Here is a 21,574-nt window from a genome sequence, read left to right as displayed (position 1 = left end):
AGATTTTTCCCAATGGATTCAACGTCACTTTTTCGTGTTAATACGCATAAGGTAAATTTAATGCCACATCCTAACGGCGGTAACGGTAACCTTCTCCATGTTGCACATACTTTCGCACAAGCGTATGCGCGCGTAGGTCCAGCAGGCCTGGCTTTTTTTTCCACCACCGGAGAGCCAATGACAGCGTCACAAGGGCTGGCGGGCGATGGCGTAACTCCAACAATTGTTTTGCGAGGTCAGAACCATGTACATGGACGGGTATGTTCGGCGTGCTGGGGAAATACAGCGAGTTGTACTGGCGAACGGATAGGCCAAGCGGTTGCTCCTCTTGATGCGGCAACTCTTTAAGCTCAACAATATCGGCTACATGCCAACACTCCTGTGGAGTCTTGACAGCGCTGCTGTACCTGCGGATTTTCGAGGCTCTCTTAGGTAATGCGTTCTTAATGCAGCTCACCCAGGCCCCTTATTCCACCGATTATCCCCGGCCATTCGTTACGTCTTCCAATCCCTTGAAAGCGGCAGGGTGGGGTACTGGCGCGTTCCTGTCTTTTCCGGCCCATGGATAGAAACTGGAAAACAGGATTTCCAGCGGCTGGTTTAGTCAATTGCAAACCCTTGTCTACGTGTTCTGGGCATAGCAGGATGCCTGTTCAGCAAAAATGGAACCAAACTGCAACAAAATCCCCAAGTTTGAGCTTCACATCTTTTCATCGTCAGTCGACAATGCGCGCTCTGTTCCGGGGTAGTTCAGCGGTAGAACACTCGGCTCTTAACCGGGTGGGCGCTGGTTCGAATCCAGCCCCCGGACCCATTACAACGCAGGGTCACAAGGAAGCATGTCCAGGCACGATAGTGAATCGGATGCGTTAGTCGGGATAAATGACGGTTATGCGTACTTTCAACTATCTCGAGCGCTGACCGCCGTACGAGAAAACGACGCGGACCCACAAACGCTTGATAGGATTGAGCGTTGGAGAAAGGTGGTCGAGCATCTCGTAAAGGGCAGCGCGCAGTACGGCTCGCGCACGCCATTTACGGGGTTGCCCGAATGGGTCACGTTGGAAGTGGCCACTGGCGGCTTTGCCACTGGCAAACTTCTGGCCGGGGGCGAGTTAACGCTTTATGAGCGCCGGTTGGCTGCATTGATCCCCGGCATTCGCGTGGGGTTTGAACGACTCGATTTAAATACCTGGCATCTTTCAGATGAAGGCGTTGGATCGCTTCAAGCGTGTCTGGCGAAAGGGAATTATCAAATCGATGTGCCGGAGGAGGCTGCGCTGCTGACAGTTGCCTGGTTTCTGAAGCACCAGCGCATCGAGGAAGCACGAACGCTGATCGAGCAGATTGCGCCTTTTTTCGAACGACTGCGTTTCTTTCCGACAGCCACTGACAAACAGCCGCTCTCGATGGCAGAAGTTGAGGCTTTCAATGTCGGTTACATCAGGCCGCGCCTGTCCAAATTAACTGCGCAACCGCGTTTGAACGTTCAAAAGCACGTTGTCGAAAACCGTTTGCCTCTCTACGACGCAGCCATCTCGCTTTTCCTTCTGACCTATAAGGAAAGCTGGCCTTGCAGGCATTACCCTGAGGGTTGGTTCGAACGTGCAATTGCGCTTGGCGCACAGTTTGACAAGACATTTGAGTCTGATCCCCGCAGTGCTGGCTCCTCCATGAACCGGGTGGTGGAGTTGTATGCATTGCTCAAACAGTGTTCCTTTGATCCGGCATCGCTGACGGGGCGTCAAGTGGGACGTATCCGGAAGATTGTCGATGACTTTCTGGCCAAGCATGGTCATCCAGAATCCGAAAGACACTCCCAAAAGCGAGCAAAGCAACGCGGTCATGTGAAAGCGTCGGCACATCATCTGATTGCCAAGGCTGTCTCCGCGCGTCTGGCGAATTATCCAGACTCTGAAGGTATCTCTGATTTTTCCCCTCTCTTGGAACCCATCACCAATGATGAGGCGAACCTGCATGCCGTAATGGTAGGAGACGCCGTTCCTCCCTCGGTTCGTCGACGCCTTGAACGCTGTCGCAAGGGAACCGTCGCGGAGTTGATTGACCAGGGAGTGATTACATCCGGAGATACGGTGGCGCGAGTACTGCCGACCATGACGGCGGAAATCTGTAGTGCGGGATATCGAGACGCAACGCTGAGGACATTGTCTGTCGCTACGTACCGAGCTTTCAGGCGTCGACGCTCTTTGTTGCTATTGGATATGCAACGTCAGGTGAAAATCGGAGATATTCCGTGGGTGTCTGCGCTTGAAAGTGAGTATGAGGCGAACGCATCTGCGGTCGAAGGCGCCAGACAGGCCCTGATCGAAGCGTCAGCACTGACACTATCGGCGTTTCCACAAGCGATTATCCCGAACAAATTGCTTCAGGAATTTTCGTCCCTGGTTGAAACGGCGAAGCTGGATCTTCCAATCGTGGAGGAAGTCGCGGCAGACATTTTCATGGGCGCTTTCTCAAGTAAATTCGTGAAGTCCGCCAGACAATCAGCCCGTATGTTGACTGGATCGCTTTACGCCCGATATTACGATATCGATACGGATCAGTTGGCATGCCTTCCCGACCCGCCGAAATCGAGGCGCACCAAAACGTATTGGCAACGTTCGACAAACAACAGCGATTCGCTGGCCCGACTGTGCGCGCAGCGTGCAAATGTCGATATCGGTACTCGGCATCCTGCAACCAACGGCACCATTATCGAGCAGCAACAGATCGTGACAACACAGAACCTGGCAACGCTGTTTGGTGTGTTGGGACTGAGAGAGGTGTTACATGATCGCCTGAGTGCAATGGCTCAATCGTGCTTCGAATGGGTTTGCCATCGCCAGCAAATTCAGATCCAGCTTTACCACGCACGTTTGGTCATGTTGAAAAATACGGCCTATGCCTGGCGTCAGATGATGTTTTATTTGTCGATGTTGGATCCGGTTCAGTTGCAGAGTGCACTCAAGACTATTGAAATGCATTTTGCGGCCCAATCCAGTGAGTTTCGGGAAAGGTTTCTTCCGGCCATGATCGGGTTGCGTATAGCAGCGTCCGGGCACCCGTTGACTGAGAGTCGCCAGAAACGCGAAGGCGGGAAGGTGTTTCTCGGATGGACCACTGAACGACACTGGATGATGCCTTCCTGAAAATCTATCGCCAATCGAAAGGCCTGCCCTCAAAAACAGGCCTTTCGCTTTTTCAGAAACGATCCAGCCTGTAAGGCTCGATACTCGGCAGCTCCTCACCCCGAGTCGCAGCCAGCGGCGAAACCATCCGCTCGACCATCTCCGCCGTCACCGCCGCTTGCGTCAACCCCAGATGCTGATGCCCGAACGCGAGCAACACTTTGCCGTCGTCTGTCTGATCGATGACCGGCAGCGAGTCCGGCAGCGAAGGCCTGAATCCCATCCACGGTGTAGCCGCCTCAACACTCAACTCCTCACGAAACAACCCCTTGCTCAACCGATGCAATTGCCAGGCACGTGCCATGGTCGGCGGCGCCTCAAGTCCGGCGAACTCGACGGTGCCTGCCAGGCGCAAGCCTTCGGACATCGGCGTCATGATGAACTTGCGTTCCAGTGAGGTGACGGGGAAGGGCAACCGGTTGTGTTCCTGAGGCAGCATCAGGTGATAACCGCGTTCGGTGTCCAGCGGTACTTTTTTCCCCGTTAGCGCTGTCGTTAGCTTGGCCGAATGGGCGCCGCAGGCGATCAGTACTCGACGGGCGCTCAAGTTGCCGGTTCCGGTATTGAGTGAAACGCCCTGTGCATTCAGTTGTCCGCCCTCGACCCGTTGCTTCACAAACTGCACACCGCTGGCCTTGGCGGCGCTGACCAGTTCGCACACCACCCGGTACGGATCGATGAAGTGCCCGGTGCTCGGGAAAAACAGTCCACCCTGCAGGTGTTCGCTCAGTTGCGGCGCGGTGTCACGCACCGCAGCTGCCTGCCATAAGTCGACCGGGACCTGTTGCTGACGCAAGCGCGCCTGCAACGCTTCAATGGCCGGGCGTGAGTCGGGTCGTTCGAACACCAGCAGCGAACCTTCCACCTTCAGCAGGTCAGGGCGCTGGATGTCGCCGAGCAACCGGTGCCAGGCCTCCAGCGAGTTTTCGTTGAGCGCTCGCAGACCTGCCACCGTGCGCTGGAACGGCGCCGAGCGCAGATTCAGCAGCAGGCGAGTGAACCAGGGCAGGGCGCTGGGCAGGTATTTCCAGTCCAGGCGCAGCGGCCCCATCGGGTCCATGAGCATGGCCGGCAAGCGCCTGAGGATCGACAGGTCGGCAATCGGAAACACCTGCTCGGTGGCCAGGTGCCCGGCATTGCCGAACGATGCGCCGTGGCCGGGCTCCTGCGGGTCGATCACGACCACCTGCAAACCCTGCCGCGCCAGACGCAGTGCACAGGCAACGCCGATGATACCGGCGCCGACCACGGCGATGTCATGGGTGATGTTCGGCATGGTTTCAGGCTTCCCTCTGACCATCGAGCAGACGTCGCAGCGCCAGTGGATTGGCCTGTTTGAGCGCAGTTGGCAGTAAGGCGTCGGGGAAATCCTGATAGCAGACCGGGCGCAGGAAACGCCGGATCGCCGCCGTGCCGACCGACGTGGTGCGCGGATCGGACGTGGCCGGGAACGGCCCGCCATGCACCATCGCTTCACAGACTTCCACACCGGTCGGCCAGCCGTTGACCAGCAAGCGTCCGGCCTTGCGCTCCAGCGTCGGCAGCAGTGAACGGGCCTGATCCAGATCTTCGTCATCCAGATGCAGGGTAGCGGTCAGTTGACCTTCCAGCTGTTCCAGAACCTGACGGACTTCATCGTGGTCGGCACATTGCACGACCAGCGACGCCGCGCCAAAGGCTTCGGCTTGCAGCGCGTGATCGGCAAGAAAATCCGCAGCATCGGCGACAAAGAGATGGACCTGGCCCTGGTTCGGCCCTGTTCCTCTCTGACCGACCGCTGCAAGGCGTGCGCGCGGATTTTCCGCCAGTGCGTTCACGCTGGACTCGTAGGCATTGAAGATGCCGGGCGTGAGCATGGTCTGGGCCGGGCTGCGCTGGATGAGCTCGGCGGCGGCGCCAATGAAGGTGTCCAGCGCCGGCTCCTTGAGAGCAATCACCAGGCCGGGATTGGTGCAGAACTGGCCGGCACCCAGCGTGAGCGAGGCGACAAAACCTTCGGCCAGTGCTTGTGAACGATTGCACAGCGCAACGGGAAACAGCAGCACCGGGTTGATCGAACTCATTTCCGCATACACCGGAATCGGTTCGGGGCGAGCTTGGGCCGCTTTGATCAACGCGAGTCCGCCGCTGCGCGAACCGGTGAACCCTACCGCTTTGATACGTGGATCGCTGACCAGCGCAATGCCGACTTCACGCCCGGAACCGTACAGCAGCGAGAACACGCCCTCAGGCAACCCGCACGCCTTGACGGCCCTTGCCACGGCGCGACCGACCAGTTCGCTGGTACCGGGGTGGGCGCCGTGGGCCTTGACGATCACCGGGCATCCGGCTGCCAGTGCTGAAGCGGTATCGCCGCCGGCGACGGAGAAAGCGAGGGGGAAATTGCTCGCACCGAATACCGCCACCGGCCCCAGCGCAATCTGGCGCTGACGCAGATCCGAGCGCGGCATCGGCTGACGTTGCGGTTGGGCGCTGTCGATGCGCACATCCAGCCATTCGCCTGCCCGTACGGTGCGGGCGAAAAGGCGCAATTGCTGACAGGTGCGTCCGCGTTCGCCAAGAAGGCGAGGGCGCGGCAGGCCGGTTTCGGCCATGGCGCGGTCGATCAACTCATCGCCGAGGGCTTCGATCTCGTGGGCGATGGTTTCGATGAATTCGGCGCGTGTTTCCAGCGCGGTTTCGCGGTAGCGGTCGAACGCAGCCCAGGCCAGCGCGCAAGCCTGTTCGACGTGCTCGGCGGAGCCGCCAGCGTAAGCGGGCTCCAGCAGCGCGTCGGTGGCCGGGTTGATCCCCTGAATGAGCTCGCGATTGCCCGAGAGGTTTTGCTGACCGATCAGCAGTTTGCCCGTGAGAGACATGGCATGTTCCTGGAAAAGAATGAAAGCCCGCCGCAGGTGTAGCCGGCGGGCTGAAGAGAAGCGGCCGGTCAGGCGAAGTTCTGTTCCGCCGACCAGTTTTCGTACCAGTGACGGAACAGCGCGTACTGGGCTTCCGCGTAGCGACGCTGGGAGTCGCTGAGGGCGTCGGTCTCGTTGAAATGCAGGGTGTATTCCTTGTCGCCGTTGAGCACCATCAGGTGTTTGTAATACAGCACCAGATCCGTGCCTTCATCGAAGGACGACAGCACCGCCAGCGCCGACTCCAGCTCCCGCGCCTGGCGCCGGGCCTTGGCGTCTCCCTTGGCCGCTTGCTTGCTCAGGCCCACCAGTTGCAGCACTTCGCGGGGCAGGGCGTTGCCGATGCCGGTGATCGCGCCGGTGGCGTTGCAGTTGACAAAACCATGCACCACTTGAGTGTCGACACCCACCATCAGGGTCACGTCATCGTCCTTGGAGGTGATGTTTTCAGCGGCGTAGCGCAGGTCGGCGCCACCACCGAACTCCTTGAAGCCGATCAGGTTCGGGTACTCGCGGCGCAGTTCGAAGAACAGGTCGGCGCGGGTCGCGAAGCCGTAGTAAGGGCTGTTGTAGATCACTGCCGGCAGGTTCGGCGCGGCTTGCAGAATCGCTGAGAAGTGCGCCTTTTGCGCGGCGAGCGATGCGCCACGGGACAGCACCCGTGGAATCACCATCAAACCCTGAGCACCGACTTTTGCGGCATGGGCCGCGTGGGATACCGCTTCACGGGTGTTGATGGCACCAGTACCGACGATGGTCGGAATCCCGGCAGCCACCAGCCGCGCCACGCCTTCCTGACGCTCGGCCTCGGTGAGCAGCGGCCAGTCACCCATGGAACCGCAATAGACCACGGCGCTCATCCCGGTATCGATCAGCTCGCGACCCTTGGCCACCAACGCATCGAAGTCCGGTTTGCGTGCGGCGGTGCACGGGGTCATCAGGGCGGGCATGCAGCCGGTGAAGATGTTGTCGCTCATTATTGTTCTCCTTGGAACAGTCATTCAGAAAGGTTTGGAAAAGCGGCGCGGCGGCTCAGATGCCCCACGCGAACGGATCGTTTTCGTCGATCAGCAACGTGCTGTCGGCGGTCATATAGGCGCGGCCGGTAATGAACGGGCGCACGCGTTCACCTTCCCGTTCGAAGCGGCCTTCGAACTGGCTGCCGGTGATGCTGGCCTGCACCCAGCGCTGGCCGGGCTGAAGTTTTTCGTCGGCGGCGAGGCAGGCGAGCTTGGCGCTGGTGCCGGTGCCGCACGGTGAGCGGTCGTAGGCTTTGCCAGGGCACATGACGAAGTTGCGGCTGTCGGCGTGATCGTCATCGGCGAACAGTTCGACGTGGTCGATGATTGCGCCGTCCTCGCCATGAATGCCTTGGTCTTCGAGGGCCTTGAGCATTTTCCACGTGAAGTCGGTCAGGGTTTCGACGTTGTCCATCGTCAGCGTCTGGCCGTGCTCCGACACCAGGAAAAACCAGTTGCCACCGTAGGCGATGTCGCCAAGGAAACGGCCATATCCCGGAACCTCAACCGCCACTTGTTTGCGCAATCGATAGGCCGGTACGTTGCCCAGGGTCACGGCGCCGTCCTCATGCAACGTTGCGCTGACCGGACCGACCGGCGTGTCGATCTTGTGCACGCCCGGGGCGATCAGCCCCAGATGCTGCAACGATGCGATCAGGCCGATGGTGCCGTGGCCGCACATGCCGAGATAGCCGGCGTTGTTGAAGAAGATCACGCCGCAAGTGGCGTCCGGCGACACCGGTTCGCAATACAGCGCGCCCACCATCACATCGTTGCCGCGAGGTTCCAGCAGGCAGGCCCGGCGCCAGCGGTCGTGCTGGTTGCGCAGGGCATCGCGCTTTTCGGCCATGGTGTTGCCGGGCAGATCGGGGAAACCCTTCATCACCAGACGCGTGGGTTCACCGCCGGTGTGTGAATCAATGACGTGTACGCGTTTCATGTTCGTGTCCTTTCAAGGGGTTTCAATAAGCGCCGGCAGCGCGCGGGTTGGCAGCGGAGGCCGGGGACGGCGAAGCGACTTCGCTTTCATCCTCTTCGGATTCCAGACGCAGCAGGTGCGACGGCACACCGGTGGCGGCGCCCCAGTAATAAATGCCAGTGGCGAAAGCGGCGACGAGCAGCGTGTCGAAAGGGTGGGCGAGGATGCCCAGACCACCGAAAGTGCCGAGTTTCGACAGGACGATGGTCACGGCGTAGAAGGCGATCAGCCACGCGGATGAGCGCACTTGATGGGCAAGGCTCAGATATCGGGTCGGTACGAAACGGCCACACAGCAGGTACACGACAAACATCAGGATTTGCAGGCCGAGCAGCCAGGACACGGTGTCCCAGCCCGACCAGTAGACGATCAGCGCGGCGATGATGAACGACACCGGCCCCAGCACACCCATGCATTTGACCCGGAACGGGCGCGGCATGTCCGGCGCGTTGCGACGCAGCGCGGCGACGGTCACCGGGGCTACGGCGTAGCTTAATACCAGTGCGGCGGACACCACGTTGATCAGCGCTTCCCAGGACGGGAACGGCAGGGTCCAGAACACCGACAGGGCAAAGGTCAGCCACAGCGCCGGGCGCGGGATGCCGGACTTTTCATCGATGCGGGTGAAGACCTTGAAGAAGGTGCCGGTCTGCGCCCAGCCGTAGATCACGCGAGGCGTGGCGTTCATGTAGATGTTGCCGCAGCCGCTGGGCGAGATCACCGCGTCCGCGACCACCAGATAGGCCAGCCAGCCCACGCCGAGCGCCAGGGCGATGTCGCGATACGGCAGGGCGAACTCCTTGGAAACCCCGGCCCAGCCATTGGCGAGCAATTCGGTGGGGATGCCGCCGAGGAACGCCGTTTGCAACAGCACGTAGATCGCGGTGGACAGCAGCACCGACAGGATCAGTGCAATCGGGATGGTGCGCTGGGGATTTTTCACTTCACTGGCCACCGAGATGATCGGGGTCAGGCCGAGATAGGCAAAGATCACGCCGCCGGCAGAAACCGCCATCTCGATGCCCGAGAGGCCGAAGGGTGCGAAGCCTTGAACCTGAAAGTTCTCCGGTTTGAAGAAGGTGAACAGCACACCGATCACCAGCAGCGGCACGATGAACTTGAACACGCTCACCAGATTGTTGGCCTTGGCGAAGGTTTTCACGCTGCGGTAATTGAGCAGGAAGAACACGCAGAGCAGACCGAACTGCACCAGCCAACCCAGCACCGTCGGATCACCGCTTCCGGCTTTGGTCAGGCCGGGAAACCACGCCGCCGCATATTGGCGCGATGCGACCACTTCGATCGCCACCAGACTGGAAAACGTGATCAGCGTGATAAAGCCCATCAGATAACCGAGCAGCGGCCCGTGGCTGTAGACCGGGTAGCGAACCACACCGCCGGCTCGGGGCAGCGCAGCGCCCAGTTCGCAGTAGACGATGCCCAGCAGCAATACGGCGAAACCGCCCAGCAGCCAGGAAAAAATCCCCGCCGGCCCGGCAATCGCAGAAACGTGACTGGCCGCGAACAGCCACCCCGAACCGAAGATCGCTCCGAGCCCGATAAACGTGAGGTCGATCAATGAAAGCTGTTTTTTGAACTTGCCTTGGCCTGACATGGCGTCGCCTTCTTGTGAGTTATTGGATAGGCAGGTGTATGTCACTGGGACGGGCCAACATTGAACTTATCGGTGGTCGGGCGATTGATGTTTTGCGCAAGCCTGGATGACGAAATCAGCACAATTGCGCTGAACGACGGCAGGCCTCGACAGGCCGTGGACGTTGCTGCACTCTGCACGCGAACGCCGTATGGCGGGCCGCTGGCCGATTCACCCGCGAAGGAAGACACCGACGATGCAGAACGCATTTGCGCGCCTGTGCGAGGGCGATGAGCACAATCGCCCCCAGACCCTTGAAGCCCTGGTGGCGGGCGTTGCCGCGCTGTTGCCGATGCTGGACGTGATCCCGAATGCGGTGATTTTCATCAAGGATCCGGACGCGCGTTACGTTCTGGCCAACCACACGCTGGTGCAGCGCTGCGGGCTGAAAGAACTGAAACCCTTGCTCGGCAAAACCAGTGCGCAGGTATTTCCCGCGCAATTGGGGCCGGGTTACACCGAGCAGGATCGGCGGGTGCTGGAAGAAGGGTGGGTGCTGGAGGATCAGCTGGAATTGCACCTCTACGGCAGCCGCGAACCGGGCTGGTGCCTGACCCATAAGCGACCGTTATACAACCGCGCTGGCGCGATCATCGGTCTGGCGGGGATTTCGGTGGACTTGCAATCGGCCAGCGAAACCCACCCGGCCTTCGAGCGGCTGGCCGCCGTCGACGAGCACATTCGAACGCATTTCAATCGGCGGGTGACACTGGGCGAGCTGACGCGGATCGCCGGTATTTCGGTGGCGCAACTGGAGCGCTACTGCAAACGCGTGTTCCACCTGACGCCCCGGCAGATGATCCAGAAGGTACGGCTGGAACATGCCCATCGCTTGTTGCACACCGACCTGCCGATCACCGAAGTCGCCCTGCAGTGCGGCTACACCGACCACAGCGCCTTCACTCGCCAATTCAAGGCCTCGACCGGATTCACACCGCGTCAGTACCGGCAGGCGACGGAGCAATGAACGGTTCCCGGGTCATTGCGGATAAACTGAGCCCGTCAGTCCCAAGTTGCGCAGGTAAAACGAGATGAACCGGATACGGATACGCCATTGCGCGTATTTTCTTTGCGCGATCATGCTGACGTTGACGACAAGCTGCTCCAGCAAGGCTCGCTATGCGACCGTGGGTGATCGCTGCTATGCCAAAGCCGTGCCGACAATGGGCGAGGGTGGCCTGGCCTGGGGACAGACCCTGGGCCAGGCACAGAAAAAATCCATGGATAACTGCATGCGCTACGCAAGCCGCTCCGGCGGAACGCCCGGTACTTGTCAGGTGGTGTTGGCCAAGTGCAAGAATTAACAGGGCGCTATAGCCACCCGCATCACATCAACCGAAAAGGACTTCAGTGAATCTTCATCTTGAAATCGAGCGGATTTTTACCGACCAGGCCTTCGCAAGGCCCCTGTTTTATTCCTGCCCGGGAGGACTGCGATTCGAACTCTCCGAAACCGGAGGAATGATCGATCAGTTCCTGTTGGCCTTACGAAAATCGACCGAGATCTGCACCGACATTTTCAGTGACGAGCCCACGCTGGTGACGTGTCTGCGCTTTCACTCCGGCGGCCAGCGATTTGTCCATCGAGCGTTGCTTCAGTCCCTTCGGTCTGCAGGTATCGAGATACCCACGGAACGTTCGATCTGGAGTGAGCGCACCGATCCGGATGACTTGTTCTGCGAAAGCGAGCCCGAGTACTGGATCAACCTCGCTTTCGAAGTGCCTGCTAGGATGCTTCAGGCATTGCTCTGGTGCGCACTGGCCACGGATTTTGGTGCGATTGCGCCGAATCCGCGTTGCGCGGTCTATCTGTTCAACTTGAGGGCCGGAGTAATGGTTTTCCCTTACGACGACCGAGGGATGGACGTGGTCGGGCCCAACAAGGATCTACTTTCAAAGTTGTACCACCGGCATCATGCGTATCTTCTCGATTACGACCGGCCCGCGATGGATGCTGACTTCGCGGGCTTCTTCTGAGCCCGGGTCCAACCCGGGCATTCAGGCCCGGGCCTAATCAGCGTGCGCGTTTCAACGATTGCGAAAGAGCCTGTTTGGCGATCAGTGAGGCAACGTCCTTCGCACCGAAACAGCGGAACCTGACGCTGTACGCGTCGGTGTCGAGACGGACGATCTTCGTCACGAAACCACCTTCGACGGTGACCTTGCGGATCGATGTCATCGGCAGTTCGACGTCCAGTGTCCCGTCCTGAGCCATGCGGTTCATGGCATTGGCGTTCAAGTGAACAGCGTTCTGGGTCACGGTCACTTTGCCGCCCACCCACAACCCGCCGTAGTGATTTCTGAACCCCTCGAGCACGCCGGCCAACACGCCGACATTGCCGCTGCCGATGACCTCGTAGAACTCGCCCACATCCTCGTAGTTCACTTCGGCGTCGGTCACCAGAAAATTGGCCATCTTCGACTTCAATACTGTTTCGGCCATCCCTGCATCTCCTTTGTTTGATTACAGTCCAGAAACTCAGACGCCTGTTTACCTGACAAAAAACAAAATCGCCATGTGTTTACTTCGTTCATTCATACGTCGCAGTTCTCACTGCCCGTAACTGTCTGTCTGGAGTTCTCTCGATGCCCTCGCTCAAAACACTGCCCGCAGCACTGCTGGGGCTGGCCCTTGCCTGTCCGGTCGAAGCCGAGTCTCAGGGCATGGAGTTGGGGCAGGTGCTGATCGGGGCTGAAGAACAGACTGGCGAAGATCTTTCGCTGGAGGAGGCCAAGGCCCGGTTGGCACAGGTTCCCGGTGGCACCAACGTGGTCGATATGCGCGCTCCGTTACAGGGGCGGGTGGCAAGCAATCAGGACGTGCTGGCGTATCAGCCGGGCGTATATGCGCAGTCGGCGGGCAATGAAGGGGTGAAAATCTCGATTCGCGGCTCGGGCATCAATCGGGCTCCCGGTGCTCACGCGTCGGGGTTGTACACGATGCTCGACGGTCTGCCGCTGACCGGGCCCGGCGGTACGCCCTACGAGTTGCTGGAGCCGCTGTGGCTTGACCATGTGGAAGTGTTGCGCGGTGCCAATGGTTTTGATCGTGGTGCGCTGGCGTTGGGTGGGGCGGTCGATTACATCAGCCACAACGGCTACAACGCGCCGTTGCTGAATGTGCGTTACGTCATGGGCAGCCACGGCTATGCGCAACGGCAAGTCAGCTCGGGCCAGGTGCTGGGCGATTTCGATTACTACCTGTCGATGACCGACGCGCATTCCGACGGTTATCAGGATCACACCGCCAGCAAGAGCCAGGGCGTGATCGCCAACTTCGGTTATCGCTTCAACCCGAATCTGGAAACCCGCTTTTATATCCGTCACCGCGAGACCGACAACGACCTCGCCGGGCGAGTGACCAAGCACTCCATCGAACACGATCCACGCGCGGCCAATCCGGCCTACGTGACACGCAACGACAGCCGCGATCAGCCCGGCAGCACCTTCATCGGCAACAAGACCACGTACTACATCGATGACGATTCGAGTATTCAGACCGGTCTGGTTTATCACGATTACCCGATGGACCTGCGCGAAGGCCCGAACCGTTTAAAGGTGGCGTACACCGATGTCAGCGGCACGTTCGATTACAAGCGCCGCGATACCCTTTGGGGCCTCGAAAGCCACAGCACCGTTGGCCTGCGGGTGACCAAACACCTGCCTAACGACGGCGCCAGCGAGCTGGTACGGATTCCCAGCGGCAACACCGCCGGTTATGCGCCGGGTACGCACATGCGCAACTTCACTTATCAAGGCTCGGACACCGTGCTGCACTTTGGCAATGACCTGGAAATCGCCAACGACCTGTGGCTGACCACCGGCCTCGCCGCGATCTACACCCGCCGAGAAAGTGCCGTGACTTACCCCGACGGAGGCGGCAAAACCAGCCTCGGCGACTGGGACTACGCGCCACGTCTGGGCCTGCGCTATCAGGTGACGCCGGACCTGCAACTGTTCGGCAACCTCAGCCGCTCGGTCGAAGCGCCGCATCCGTGGTCATTGATCTACAGCTCCAACGTACGGTTCCCGGCGGGCAGCGGCGCCGCCACCGGCACCCAGCGCGATCCGGTCAAACTGCAGAACCAGACCGCGACCACGCTGGAACTCGGCGGTCGTGGCAACAGCGTACTCGGCGAATGGAGCCTGGCCTGGTACTACGCTCAGGTGCGCCACGAACTGCTTTCGGTATTGCCGGATGCCAACGCCACAACACCCTACGAGTTAAACGCCAGCCCGACCGTGCACCAAGGCATCGAAGCGAGCCTGAACAGCAACCTGTGGTCGGCGAACGACGGCGGCCAGTTGAGCCTGCGTCAGGCCTACACCTTCAGCGACTTCCATTACCGCGATGACGATCGCTTCGGCGACAACCGCTTGCCGGGCCTGCCGATGCATTACTACCAGGGCGAATTGCGCTACGACTTCCCGCAGGGCTTCTTCGCCGCCGTCAACACGCAACTGGTGTCGAAAGTCGCGGTGGATTACGCCAACAGCTACTACGCCGACCCTTACGCCACCTTCGGCGCGACCCTGGGTTACAACGCACCCAAGGGCGACTGGCAGACCTGGCTGGACATGCGCAACCTGACCGACAAGCACTACGCCGCTACCGTCACGCCGGGCTATGACGATAAAGGACTGGACGCTGCACGCTCGACGCCGGGCGAGGGGATGGCGATTTATGTCGGGGTGTCGTGGAGTCTGCTCTGAGGGCCAACCCTCAAACAATGTCATCGATCAGAATATGGCGTTGCCCGCGACTGCATTGCTCGATCCGCGCCTCGACCTTGTAGACCGTGCGCAGCATCGGCTCGGTGATGACTTCATGGCTCGGTCCGCTGCCATGGGCGGTGCCGCCCGCGATGACTAACACCTGATCGGCAAAACGCAGCGCCTGATTCAAGTCATGGATGGCGATGAACACGATGACCTCGCGGCGGCGCGCGAGGGCTTTCATGAAGTTCAGCACCTGAACCTGCCGGTGCATGTCGAGTGCGCTGGTGGGTTCGTCCATCAGCAGGATTTCCGGCTCGCGCACCAGGGTCTGGGCGATTGACACCAGTTGCTGCTGACCGCCGCTCAGTTCGCCGAGGTTGCGGAACGACAGTCCGGTGATCCCGAGTGCCTCGAGAATCTCGTCCACCAGTTGCAACTCATCGTCGTGAACCGACCAGTTGGGCGTCAGCTGCTTGCGCGCCAGCAGCACTGATTCGTACACCGTCAGCCGCGCGCTGGCATTCAGGCCCTGGGGCATGTAGCTGATGCCTTGCGTGCCTTTTTTCGAGCCTTCCAGAACGACTTCGCCCGGGCCGTCGATCAGCCCGGCCATGCGCTTGAACAACGTCGATTTGCCCGCCGCATTGGGCCCGACCACCGCCACGACCTGGCCGCCGGTAAACGTCGCGGTGCTGACACCGGAAATGATCTCGCGCTGCCCGTAACGGGCGCCGAGGTTGTCGAGCCGGATCTTCACCATGAGTTTTTCTTTCCGTTGAGAATCAGAGAAATGAAGAACGGCACGCCGATCAGCGACGTGACGACGCCAATAGGGAATATCGCCCCCGGGATCAGGGTCTTGCTGACCACCGAACTGGCGGACAGGATCAGCGCACCGGTCAGCAACGAGGCCGGCAGGAAAAATCGTTGATCCTCACCGATCAGCATCCGCGCAATGTGCGGCCCGACCAGCCCTATAAAACCGATGGTACCGACGAACGCCACCGGAAACGAAGCGAGCAGGCTGACCATGATCAGCGTCTGAAAACGCAGGCTGCGCACGTTGATGCCGAAGCTCGCGGCCTTGTCATCCCCCAGACGCAGGGCCGTCATCGCCCACGTGCGTTTGGCGAAGACCGGCAGGGTGATGAGGATCACCACGCAGATCACTCCGAGTTTCGGCCAGGTGGCTTTGGTCAGGCTGCCCATGGTCCAGAACACCACGGCCGCCACGGCTTGTTCGGTGGCGAAGAACTGCACCAGCGCCAGCAGCGCATTGAAGGTAAACACCAGCGCGATGCCGAGCAGGACGATGGTTTCGGCAGTGACACCACGGCGCATGCTCATGAAGTGAATCAGCAGTGCCGAGAGCATCGCCATGATGAATGCGTTGAGCGGCACCATGTATTGCGCCGCCAGCGGAAACAACGCCACGCCGAAGGCCAGCCCCAGCGCCGCGCCGAAACCGGCCGCCGCAGAAATGCCGAGGGTGAAAGGGCTGGCGAGCGGGTTGTTGAGGATGGTCTGCATCTGCGCCCCGGCCAGCGAAAGCGCCGCGCCGACAGCGACCGCCATCAACGCCACCGGCAGACGGATATCCCACATCACCACCCTGACTTGTGCCGATGCGGTGTCCGGTGAGAACAGCGCTTCGAGCACTTCACCAAGGCTGTATTGCGCCGGGCCGAGGGCCAGATCGAGCAGCACGCTGAAGATCAGCAGCACAGCCAGCCCGAGCAGAATCAGCCGTTTACGCAGCACCAGCCGCCGGTAGGTGACGCTTTGCACGATCGGTGCTTCGCCCAGCGAACTCATGGTTTGGCCTCGGTTTTTTGCAGACTGACGAAATAGCCTGGCTCATACGGCACCGGCAGGAATCGTTCATGCAACTCGCGAAACGCGGCATCCGGATCAAGATCGGCGAACAGTTCCGGGTGGAACCATTTGGCCAATTGCTGAATGGCCACGAACTGGTAAGGGCTGTTGTAGAACTGATGCCAGATCGCATGAAACGCCTGAGTGTTCTGCGCCTTGATCCCGGCATAGGCCGGGCGCTGGGTGTACCAGGCCAGTTTGCGCCGGGCTTCGTTCAGGTTCGCGCCCGGGCCGACACCGACCCAATGGCCGCCCGGTGCAAAGGCTTCCCAGTCGGCGCTGGTGACCACCACGTGGTCGGGGTTGGCGACGATCACTTGCTCGGGGTTCAGTTGCCCGAAGGTGCTCGGAATGATCCGGCGGGCGATGTTGTTGCCGCCGGCCATGTCGACGAACAGGCCGAAGTTCTCGTTGCCGAAACTCAGGCAGCAGTCATCGGTGTAGCCGCCGATGCGTTCGATGAACACGCCGGGGCGGGCAGGGTGGTGTTTCTCGATCACGTCGGTGACGCGGTGGATCTGCTGGTTACGAAAATCGATGAAGGCTTCAGCGCGTTCTTCCTTGCCGAACAGCTTGCCGAACAGGCGCATGGTCGGCTGGGTGTTCTGCATGGGGTTGTTGCGAAAGTCGACGTACACCACCGGGATGCCGAGGGCGTCGAGTTTCTCGATGTAACGCGCATCCTCGGTCGCGTGCTGGGCTTCGATATTGAGGATGATCACGTCAGGCTTCTGCGAGATCGCCTGCTCGATGTCGAAGGTGCCGCTTTCGAAGCCGCCGAAGGTCGGGATCTTGGCAATGTCGGGGAATTTGCGCAGGTAGGCGTTGTAGGTGTCCGGGTCGGACTGGATCAGGTCCTTGCGCCAGCCGACGATGCGTTCGATGGGGTTCTGCGTGTCCAGCGCAGCCACCAGATACAACTGGCGACCTTCACCCAGAATGACCCGGCGAACCGGCAAATGAACCTTGACCGTACGGCCCTGCAAATCGGTCACGGTGCCCAGAGCCGGATCCGGTTCGGCAGCCCGTGCGCTGCCTGGCATCAGGGAGGAAATCGACAAACCCAGCAGCCCGGCGAACAACAGGGCAGCGAAGGTCTGGCGGCGGCGAAAAACATTAACCATGGTGTATGCCTTTGCAAAAGCCGGATCGGACCACGACGCCAGGCGCCGCACCGGGCCGGACGTTTCAGAAATCGACAGTGGCGGAGAGCAACAAGGTCCGAGGCGCACCTTGAGAGAACGCGCCATAAGACGCGACGCCCGACCAGTATTCGCGGTCGAGCACGTTCTGCACGGTGGCCCGGAAAGTGGTCGGCCGTTCGGCGATGCGCGTGGCGTAGCGGGCGCCGACGTCGAAGCGGGTCCAGTCATCCAGTTTCTGCGTGTTGGCCTGATCGACGTACTGGCTGCCGGTGTAGATGGCGCCGCTGGTCAGCGTCAGGCCTTCGACTTTCGGGACGTCCCACTCGGCCCAGAGGTTGGCCTGCACCTCTGGCACCCCCACGGGCTTGTTGCCGCGATTGGCGGCAACCCTGGTTCGGGTCAGCTCTCCGTCAAGCAGCGTCACGCCACCTAGCAGGCGAGTGCCAGGGGAGACTTCGCCCGCCATGTTCAGCTCCACCCCGCGATTGCGTTGCTCGCCCTGGACCGAAAACACGCCCGAGGCCAGTTCACCGCTTGGTTTCTGTAACTGGAACAGCGCCAGGGTGGACATGAAACTGCCGTAGTCGAGCTTGACCCCAAGCTCCTGCTGTCGGGAAACGTAGGGAGAAAAGATCTCGCCGGCGTTCGAAGCAGCGGACGGGGCGATGTCTCCCTTGCTCAGGCCTTCGACATAGTTGTAGTAGAACGAGACATGCTCCCAGGGCTTGACCACGACCCCGTACAGCGGCGTGGATCTGCTCTTGTCGTAGGAGGTGGTGACGAAGCCGGCCGCGTTGTAGTTGTCCGACTTGATGTTCTGCTGGCGCAACCCGACCGTGACTTGCACGCGCTCGTCGAGTACCGACAGGGTGTCGGCAAGGGCCACGCCCGACAGTTCGCTTTGCGAGACTTTGGGTGTATCGGGTTTGGCGATTGCAGGTTTCGGGCGGTCGATCGGGTGGTAGATGTTCGACAGGATCGCCGGGCCGGAAATGATGCCACGCGCCAGCTCATCGCGATAACGGGTGACTTGCAGGGCGGTGCTGTGGCTGACCGGCCCGGTGTTGAACCGCAGGCGTGCCCCGGCATCGACGGTGTAGCGCTGGACTTCGAATTTGTAATAGCCGGGGATCGACGAAGTGTCGCCCGCTGCGTTGACGATGGTCGGGGTCTGGTCGGACATGCGCGCGACATCCGACCGTCCGCCACCGGCGTGGGCGAACAGCGTCAGGTTGTCGTTGAGGTCATATTCGCCACCGAGTAACGCCGATTTGTCTCGGGTATCCGACCAGCCCCACTCCTGGCTGACGCTGGTGCGTCCGTTGGCCGCCGAAGGAATGTCTACGCCAGGGGCGATCAGGAATGGTCGGGAAGCGGCGTCGAATGATTCTTTCTGGTTGATCAGGTCCAGGGTAGTGCGCAGGCGCTCGCCCTGATAGTCGAGGGAAATCGCGCCGATGCCGACTTCTCTCGATTGCTTGTCGATGGCCGTTTCGCCTTGCTGGACGCTGCCATTGATTCGCACGCCGAACCGGCGTTCTTCGCCAAATCGCCGGCTGATGTCGAGGTGGCTGCCCACTTGTGTGTTCAAGGCGTAATTGGCGGTAAATCGGGTCAGGTCTTCGTCCAGAGAACGCTTGGGCACCACGTTGATCACGCCGCCGACGCCACTGTTGGGCGACATGCCGTAAAGCAGGGCGGCGGGGCCTTTGACCAGTTCGATGCGTTCGGCGTATTCGGTGAACACCCGGTAGTTGGAGGCCACGCCGTACACGCCATCGAACGCCAGTTCACCGAGGTTGCCTTCGCCGACCGGAAAACCACGGATGAAAAACGAATCGACAATGCCGCCGGCCTGTCCCGTGGAACGCACCGAAGAGTCGCGCTCGAGCAAGTCTCCGACTGTGACCGCCTGTTGGTCCTTGATCAGCGTCGAGGTGTAGCTGCTGACGCTGAACGGGGCGTCCATCGCGTCACGGTTGCCCAGAATACCGAGGCGTCCGCCCCGAGCGGCCTGACCGCCCGGGAGCACCGATGGCAAGCTGTCGGTGCGCTTGTCGGTGCCTTCGACCGTGGTGTCTGACAACGTGACCCGGCGTACCACCAGCGTCCAGGTGCCGTCGCTGCGGGCGACCATTTCCAGACCGCTGCCTTCCAGCAGCCGGGACACCGCTTCCTGAATCGAGTACCTGCCGGACAATCCCGGGCTGACGAGGCCTTCGGTGATCGATGGCTGAAACGACAGGGCAATCCCGGCGTCCACGGCAAAACTCGAGAGGGTCACGCCAAGCGGCCCCGGAGCGATGTTGTAGGCTCGAACGGTGACTGCGTCCAGTTGCGCCGGCTCGGCAGTCAGCGCGAACGCACCGCCAGCCAGGCCCAGCATAACGCTGAGCAACACACTGCGAATAACGGGCTTTAGCAGACGATCCGGAAGCAAGGGTCGTGCAACGAGCATGAAGGGATGACCCTATGGACGAGGTGGAATGGTTGTTCCTTTCATTGCCAGCCGAGAACAAAAAAAGTATCACCTGTGCGGTGATTTTTTTGCTCAGGCGGGTGAGAGCGTCACCCAGTAACCGCTCAAGTGCCCTGAAACGTGCACGGGATAGGTCTGCGCCAGCATGTTCAGCGAACGCTGGGTATCGCTGATGGGAAAGGCCCCGGAAATGCGCAAGTCGGCAATGGCCGGGTCGCAGCGCACGAACCCCCGACGATAGCGCGCCAGTTCGACGACGAAATCCGCCAGGCGCATCTTGTCGGCCATCAGCATGCCCTGGGCCCAGGCGCCGACGTTGCGGTCGGTCGGGTTGAGCGAGCCAAAGGCCTGTGATGAAAAGTCGGTGCGTTGCCCGGCGTTGACGATGATCGGGGTGCGCTGAGGGTTGTCGGCCAGTTCGACCTGCACGGCGCCTTCGAGGACCGCAAGTTGGGTGCGCGGCTGCCATTCACGAACGGTGAAGCGGGTGCCCAGCGCCTGCATCCGGCCCTGGCGGGTGCTGACCAGAAAGGGTCGAGGCTGCGCGGCATTGTCCGGCGCGGTCTGCACCAGGATTTCGCCTTCGCGCAGATTGATGAGGCGCTGCCGGCTGTCGAACAGAACGTCGATGGCCGTGTCGGTGTTCAGGGTGATGTGCGAGCCGTCGGCCAGGGTCAGTTCGCGGCGCTGGCCGATGGCGGTGTGGTAATCGGCGGACAATTGCTGCGATTGCGCGAGTTTCCAGCTGCCCCAACCGGCGGGCACCGCTGCCAGCAGCAAGGCCAGTTTGCCGAGGGCTGCGCGGCGCTCCGGGTTGCTCGGGCGATCCAGCGCCGACATCGCCAGCGCCGGTGGCAGGCCGCCAAACTTGCTTTGCAGCAATTGCGCGCGGGACCACGCCCGATTGCGCTCGGGGCTGCTGACTTTCCAGTATTCCCATTCCGCACGCTCGGTTTCGCTGAGGTCGTTTTCACTCAGACGCATCAGCCATTCGGCGGCTTCTTCGAGAATTTTCGGATCGAGCGGCGGTTCATTGCGACGCGTGAGCATTCATTCCACCAGCATCAGGCACTGCACGAAAGCCTGTTTCATGTAGCGCTTGACGGTGATCAGCGAGACGTCCAGCTGCTCGGCGATGTCGGCGTATTTCAAGCCGCCGATCTGCGACAGCAGGAACGCGCGTTTGACCAGGGGCGGGAGGGTGTCGAGCATCGCGTCGATTTCGTGCAGGGTTTCCAGCACCACGAAGCGCAGTTCTGGAGAAGGCACTTCCGGTGCCGGCAAATGCGCGAGGGCATCGAGGTAGGCGCGTTCCAGTGCCTTGCGTTGATACCAGTTGATGAGGATGCCCTTGGCCACGCAGCTCAGGTAAGCCCGGGGTTGTTCGATGGCCGTGACCTGGGAGGCGAGGATCCGGGTGAAGGTGTCCTGCGCCAGATCCGCCGCATCCATGGCGTTACCCAGTTTTTTCTTCAGCGTGTTGTACAGCCAGCCATGATGGCCGCTGTACAGCGCTTCGATCACGCGCAGATGGTTGTCGTTGTTCGCGGGAAGGGTTTCGCTCATGGCTGCAGTGTTTTGCAATTGAGAAGTATTCCCAATGCTAGTGTACAAAGAGC

Annotated in this window: 17 protein-coding genes and 1 tRNA gene; 6 read left to right on the top strand and 12 right to left on the bottom strand. The window is 60.6% G+C overall.

Annotated features, from left to right (window positions below):
- The first annotated feature begins 739 nt into the window (after nucleotides 1-739).
- Both DXT77_RS22155 and DXT77_RS22150 read left to right on the top strand, forming a co-directional pair.
- Nucleotides 740-814: transfer RNA gene (locus tag DXT77_RS22155), tRNA-Lys, on the top strand.
- A gap of 25 nt (nucleotides 815-839) precedes the next feature.
- Nucleotides 840-3,149, top strand: a complete 2,310-nt coding sequence (locus DXT77_RS22150; protein ID WP_119429174.1) for a hypothetical protein — start codon at nucleotides 840-842, stop codon at nucleotides 3,147-3,149.
- Nucleotides 3,150-3,201: 52 nt separating this feature from the next.
- On the opposite strand, the gene DXT77_RS22145 is transcribed toward DXT77_RS22150, so the two are convergent.
- From DXT77_RS22145 to DXT77_RS22125, 5 genes are all read right to left on the bottom strand, one after another.
- Nucleotides 3,202-4,464 (bottom strand): FAD-binding oxidoreductase, encoded by a 1,263-nt coding sequence (locus DXT77_RS22145; protein ID WP_119429173.1) that lies wholly within the window; start codon nucleotides 4,462-4,464, stop codon nucleotides 3,202-3,204.
- 4 nt (nucleotides 4,465-4,468) lie between these two features.
- Nucleotides 4,469-6,046, bottom strand: a complete 1,578-nt coding sequence (locus tag DXT77_RS22140; protein ID WP_119429172.1) for an aldehyde dehydrogenase (NADP(+)) — start codon at nucleotides 6,044-6,046, stop codon at nucleotides 4,469-4,471.
- A 68-nt stretch (nucleotides 6,047-6,114) separates the two neighbouring features.
- Nucleotides 6,115-7,062 carry a dihydrodipicolinate synthase family protein gene (locus DXT77_RS22135; RefSeq protein ID WP_119429171.1) on the bottom strand — a complete coding sequence of 316 codons (948 nt, stop codon included), beginning with the start codon at nucleotides 7,060-7,062 and terminating at the stop codon, nucleotides 6,115-6,117.
- 55 nt (nucleotides 7,063-7,117) lie between these two features.
- A complete protein-coding gene (locus DXT77_RS22130) occupies nucleotides 7,118-8,044 on the bottom strand; it encodes a 4-hydroxyproline epimerase (protein ID WP_119429170.1) in 927 nt (308 codons plus the stop codon).
- A gap of 22 nt (nucleotides 8,045-8,066) precedes the next feature.
- The gene (locus DXT77_RS22125; RefSeq protein ID WP_119429169.1) at nucleotides 8,067-9,698 is read right to left on the bottom strand and encodes an APC family permease; all 1,632 of its coding nucleotides are present in this window, start codon (nucleotides 9,696-9,698) and stop codon (nucleotides 8,067-8,069) included.
- A gap of 235 nt (nucleotides 9,699-9,933) precedes the next feature.
- On the opposite strand from DXT77_RS22125, the gene DXT77_RS22120 reads away from it, so the two are divergent.
- From DXT77_RS22120 to DXT77_RS22110, 3 genes are all read left to right on the top strand, one after another.
- Nucleotides 9,934-10,704 (top strand): AraC family transcriptional regulator, encoded by a 771-nt coding sequence (locus DXT77_RS22120; RefSeq protein WP_119429168.1) that lies wholly within the window; start codon nucleotides 9,934-9,936, stop codon nucleotides 10,702-10,704.
- 64 nt (nucleotides 10,705-10,768) lie between these two features.
- Entirely contained in the window at nucleotides 10,769-11,041 is a 273-nt protein-coding gene (locus DXT77_RS22115) for a hypothetical protein (RefSeq protein ID WP_119429167.1), read from the top strand.
- Nucleotides 11,042-11,087: 46 nt separating this feature from the next.
- Nucleotides 11,088-11,714 (top strand): DUF3885 domain-containing protein, encoded by a 627-nt coding sequence (locus tag DXT77_RS22110; protein ID WP_119429166.1) that lies wholly within the window; start codon nucleotides 11,088-11,090, stop codon nucleotides 11,712-11,714.
- A gap of 37 nt (nucleotides 11,715-11,751) precedes the next feature.
- Here DXT77_RS22110 and DXT77_RS22105 read toward each other — a convergent pair whose 3' ends face one another.
- Nucleotides 11,752-12,180: a hypothetical protein gene (locus DXT77_RS22105; protein ID WP_119429165.1), complete on the bottom strand. Its 429-nt coding sequence runs from the start codon at nucleotides 12,178-12,180 to the stop codon at nucleotides 11,752-11,754.
- 143 nt (nucleotides 12,181-12,323) lie between these two features.
- Here DXT77_RS22105 and DXT77_RS22100 point away from each other — a divergent pair, with 143 nt between their 5' ends.
- Nucleotides 12,324-14,450: a TonB-dependent receptor domain-containing protein gene (locus DXT77_RS22100; RefSeq protein ID WP_119429164.1), complete on the top strand. Its 2,127-nt coding sequence runs from the start codon at nucleotides 12,324-12,326 to the stop codon at nucleotides 14,448-14,450.
- A 10-nt stretch (nucleotides 14,451-14,460) separates the two neighbouring features.
- Here DXT77_RS22100 and DXT77_RS22095 read toward each other — a convergent pair whose 3' ends face one another.
- The 6 genes from DXT77_RS22095 to DXT77_RS22070 form a co-directional block, all read right to left on the bottom strand.
- Nucleotides 14,461-15,216: an ABC transporter ATP-binding protein gene (locus DXT77_RS22095; protein WP_119429163.1), complete on the bottom strand. Its 756-nt coding sequence runs from the start codon at nucleotides 15,214-15,216 to the stop codon at nucleotides 14,461-14,463.
- Nucleotides 15,210-16,271 carry an iron ABC transporter permease gene (locus DXT77_RS22090; RefSeq protein WP_119429162.1) on the bottom strand — a complete coding sequence of 354 codons (1,062 nt, stop codon included), beginning with the start codon at nucleotides 16,269-16,271 and terminating at the stop codon, nucleotides 15,210-15,212. The genes DXT77_RS22095 and DXT77_RS22090 overlap by 7 nt, the downstream gene beginning before the upstream one ends.
- Complete coding sequence (locus DXT77_RS22085; RefSeq protein WP_119429161.1) at nucleotides 16,268-17,455, bottom strand: ABC transporter substrate-binding protein; 1,188 nt, start codon at nucleotides 17,453-17,455, stop codon at nucleotides 16,268-16,270. The genes DXT77_RS22090 and DXT77_RS22085 overlap by 4 nt, the downstream gene beginning before the upstream one ends.
- Before the next feature lie 64 nt (nucleotides 17,456-17,519).
- Nucleotides 17,520-19,934 (bottom strand): TonB-dependent receptor, encoded by a 2,415-nt coding sequence (locus DXT77_RS22080; RefSeq protein WP_119429160.1) that lies wholly within the window; start codon nucleotides 19,932-19,934, stop codon nucleotides 17,520-17,522.
- A 93-nt stretch (nucleotides 19,935-20,027) separates the two neighbouring features.
- Entirely contained in the window at nucleotides 20,028-21,005 is a 978-nt protein-coding gene (locus DXT77_RS22075; protein ID WP_119429159.1) for a FecR domain-containing protein, read from the bottom strand.
- Nucleotides 21,006-21,521 (bottom strand): sigma-70 family RNA polymerase sigma factor, encoded by a 516-nt coding sequence (locus DXT77_RS22070; protein WP_085708459.1) that lies wholly within the window; start codon nucleotides 21,519-21,521, stop codon nucleotides 21,006-21,008.
- Nucleotides 21,522-21,574 lie beyond the last annotated feature (53 nt).

Origin of the sequence: Pseudomonas sp. 91RF (assembly GCF_003576265.1) — a bacterium.
Lineage (GTDB): Bacteria > Pseudomonadota > Gammaproteobacteria > Pseudomonadales > Pseudomonadaceae > Aquipseudomonas > Aquipseudomonas kribbensis.
The sequence above is the reverse complement of the archived record's forward strand: the minus strand, read 5'-3'. Positions and strand labels throughout refer to the sequence as shown.

What these genes read in the sequence shown, in the direction of transcription:
- DXT77_RS22105 (WP_119429165.1), bottom strand. Translation starts at nt 12,180, where the DNA reads ATGGCCGAAACAGTATTGAAGTCGAAGATGGCCAATTTTCTGGTGACC.
- DXT77_RS22125 (WP_119429169.1), bottom strand. Translation starts at nt 9,698, where the DNA reads ATGTCAGGCCAAGGCAAGTTCAAAAAACAGCTTTCATTGATCGACCTC.
- DXT77_RS22120 (WP_119429168.1), top strand. Translation starts at nt 9,934, where the DNA reads ATGCAGAACGCATTTGCGCGCCTGTGCGAGGGCGATGAGCACAATCGC.
- DXT77_RS22100 (WP_119429164.1), top strand. Translation starts at nt 12,324, where the DNA reads ATGCCCTCGCTCAAAACACTGCCCGCAGCACTGCTGGGGCTGGCCCTT.
- DXT77_RS22115 (WP_119429167.1), top strand. Translation starts at nt 10,769, where the DNA reads ATGAACCGGATACGGATACGCCATTGCGCGTATTTTCTTTGCGCGATC.
- DXT77_RS22130 (WP_119429170.1), bottom strand. Translation starts at nt 8,044, where the DNA reads ATGAAACGCGTACACGTCATTGATTCACACACCGGCGGTGAACCCACG.
- DXT77_RS22080 (WP_119429160.1), bottom strand. Translation starts at nt 19,934, where the DNA reads ATGCTCGTTGCACGACCCTTGCTTCCGGATCGTCTGCTAAAGCCCGTT.
- DXT77_RS22085 (WP_119429161.1), bottom strand. Translation starts at nt 17,455, where the DNA reads ATGGTTAATGTTTTTCGCCGCCGCCAGACCTTCGCTGCCCTGTTGTTC.
- DXT77_RS22075 (WP_119429159.1), bottom strand. Translation starts at nt 21,005, where the DNA reads ATGCTCACGCGTCGCAATGAACCGCCGCTCGATCCGAAAATTCTCGAA.
- DXT77_RS22070 (WP_085708459.1), bottom strand. Translation starts at nt 21,521, where the DNA reads ATGAGCGAAACCCTTCCCGCGAACAACGACAACCATCTGCGCGTGATC.
- DXT77_RS22095 (WP_119429163.1), bottom strand. Translation starts at nt 15,216, where the DNA reads ATGGTGAAGATCCGGCTCGACAACCTCGGCGCCCGTTACGGGCAGCGC.
- DXT77_RS22150 (WP_119429174.1), top strand. Translation starts at nt 840, where the DNA reads ATGTCCAGGCACGATAGTGAATCGGATGCGTTAGTCGGGATAAATGAC.
- DXT77_RS22135 (WP_119429171.1), bottom strand. Translation starts at nt 7,062, where the DNA reads ATGAGCGACAACATCTTCACCGGCTGCATGCCCGCCCTGATGACCCCG.
- DXT77_RS22145 (WP_119429173.1), bottom strand. Translation starts at nt 4,464, where the DNA reads ATGCCGAACATCACCCATGACATCGCCGTGGTCGGCGCCGGTATCATC.
- DXT77_RS22140 (WP_119429172.1), bottom strand. Translation starts at nt 6,046, where the DNA reads ATGTCTCTCACGGGCAAACTGCTGATCGGTCAGCAAAACCTCTCGGGC.
- DXT77_RS22090 (WP_119429162.1), bottom strand. Translation starts at nt 16,271, where the DNA reads ATGAGTTCGCTGGGCGAAGCACCGATCGTGCAAAGCGTCACCTACCGG.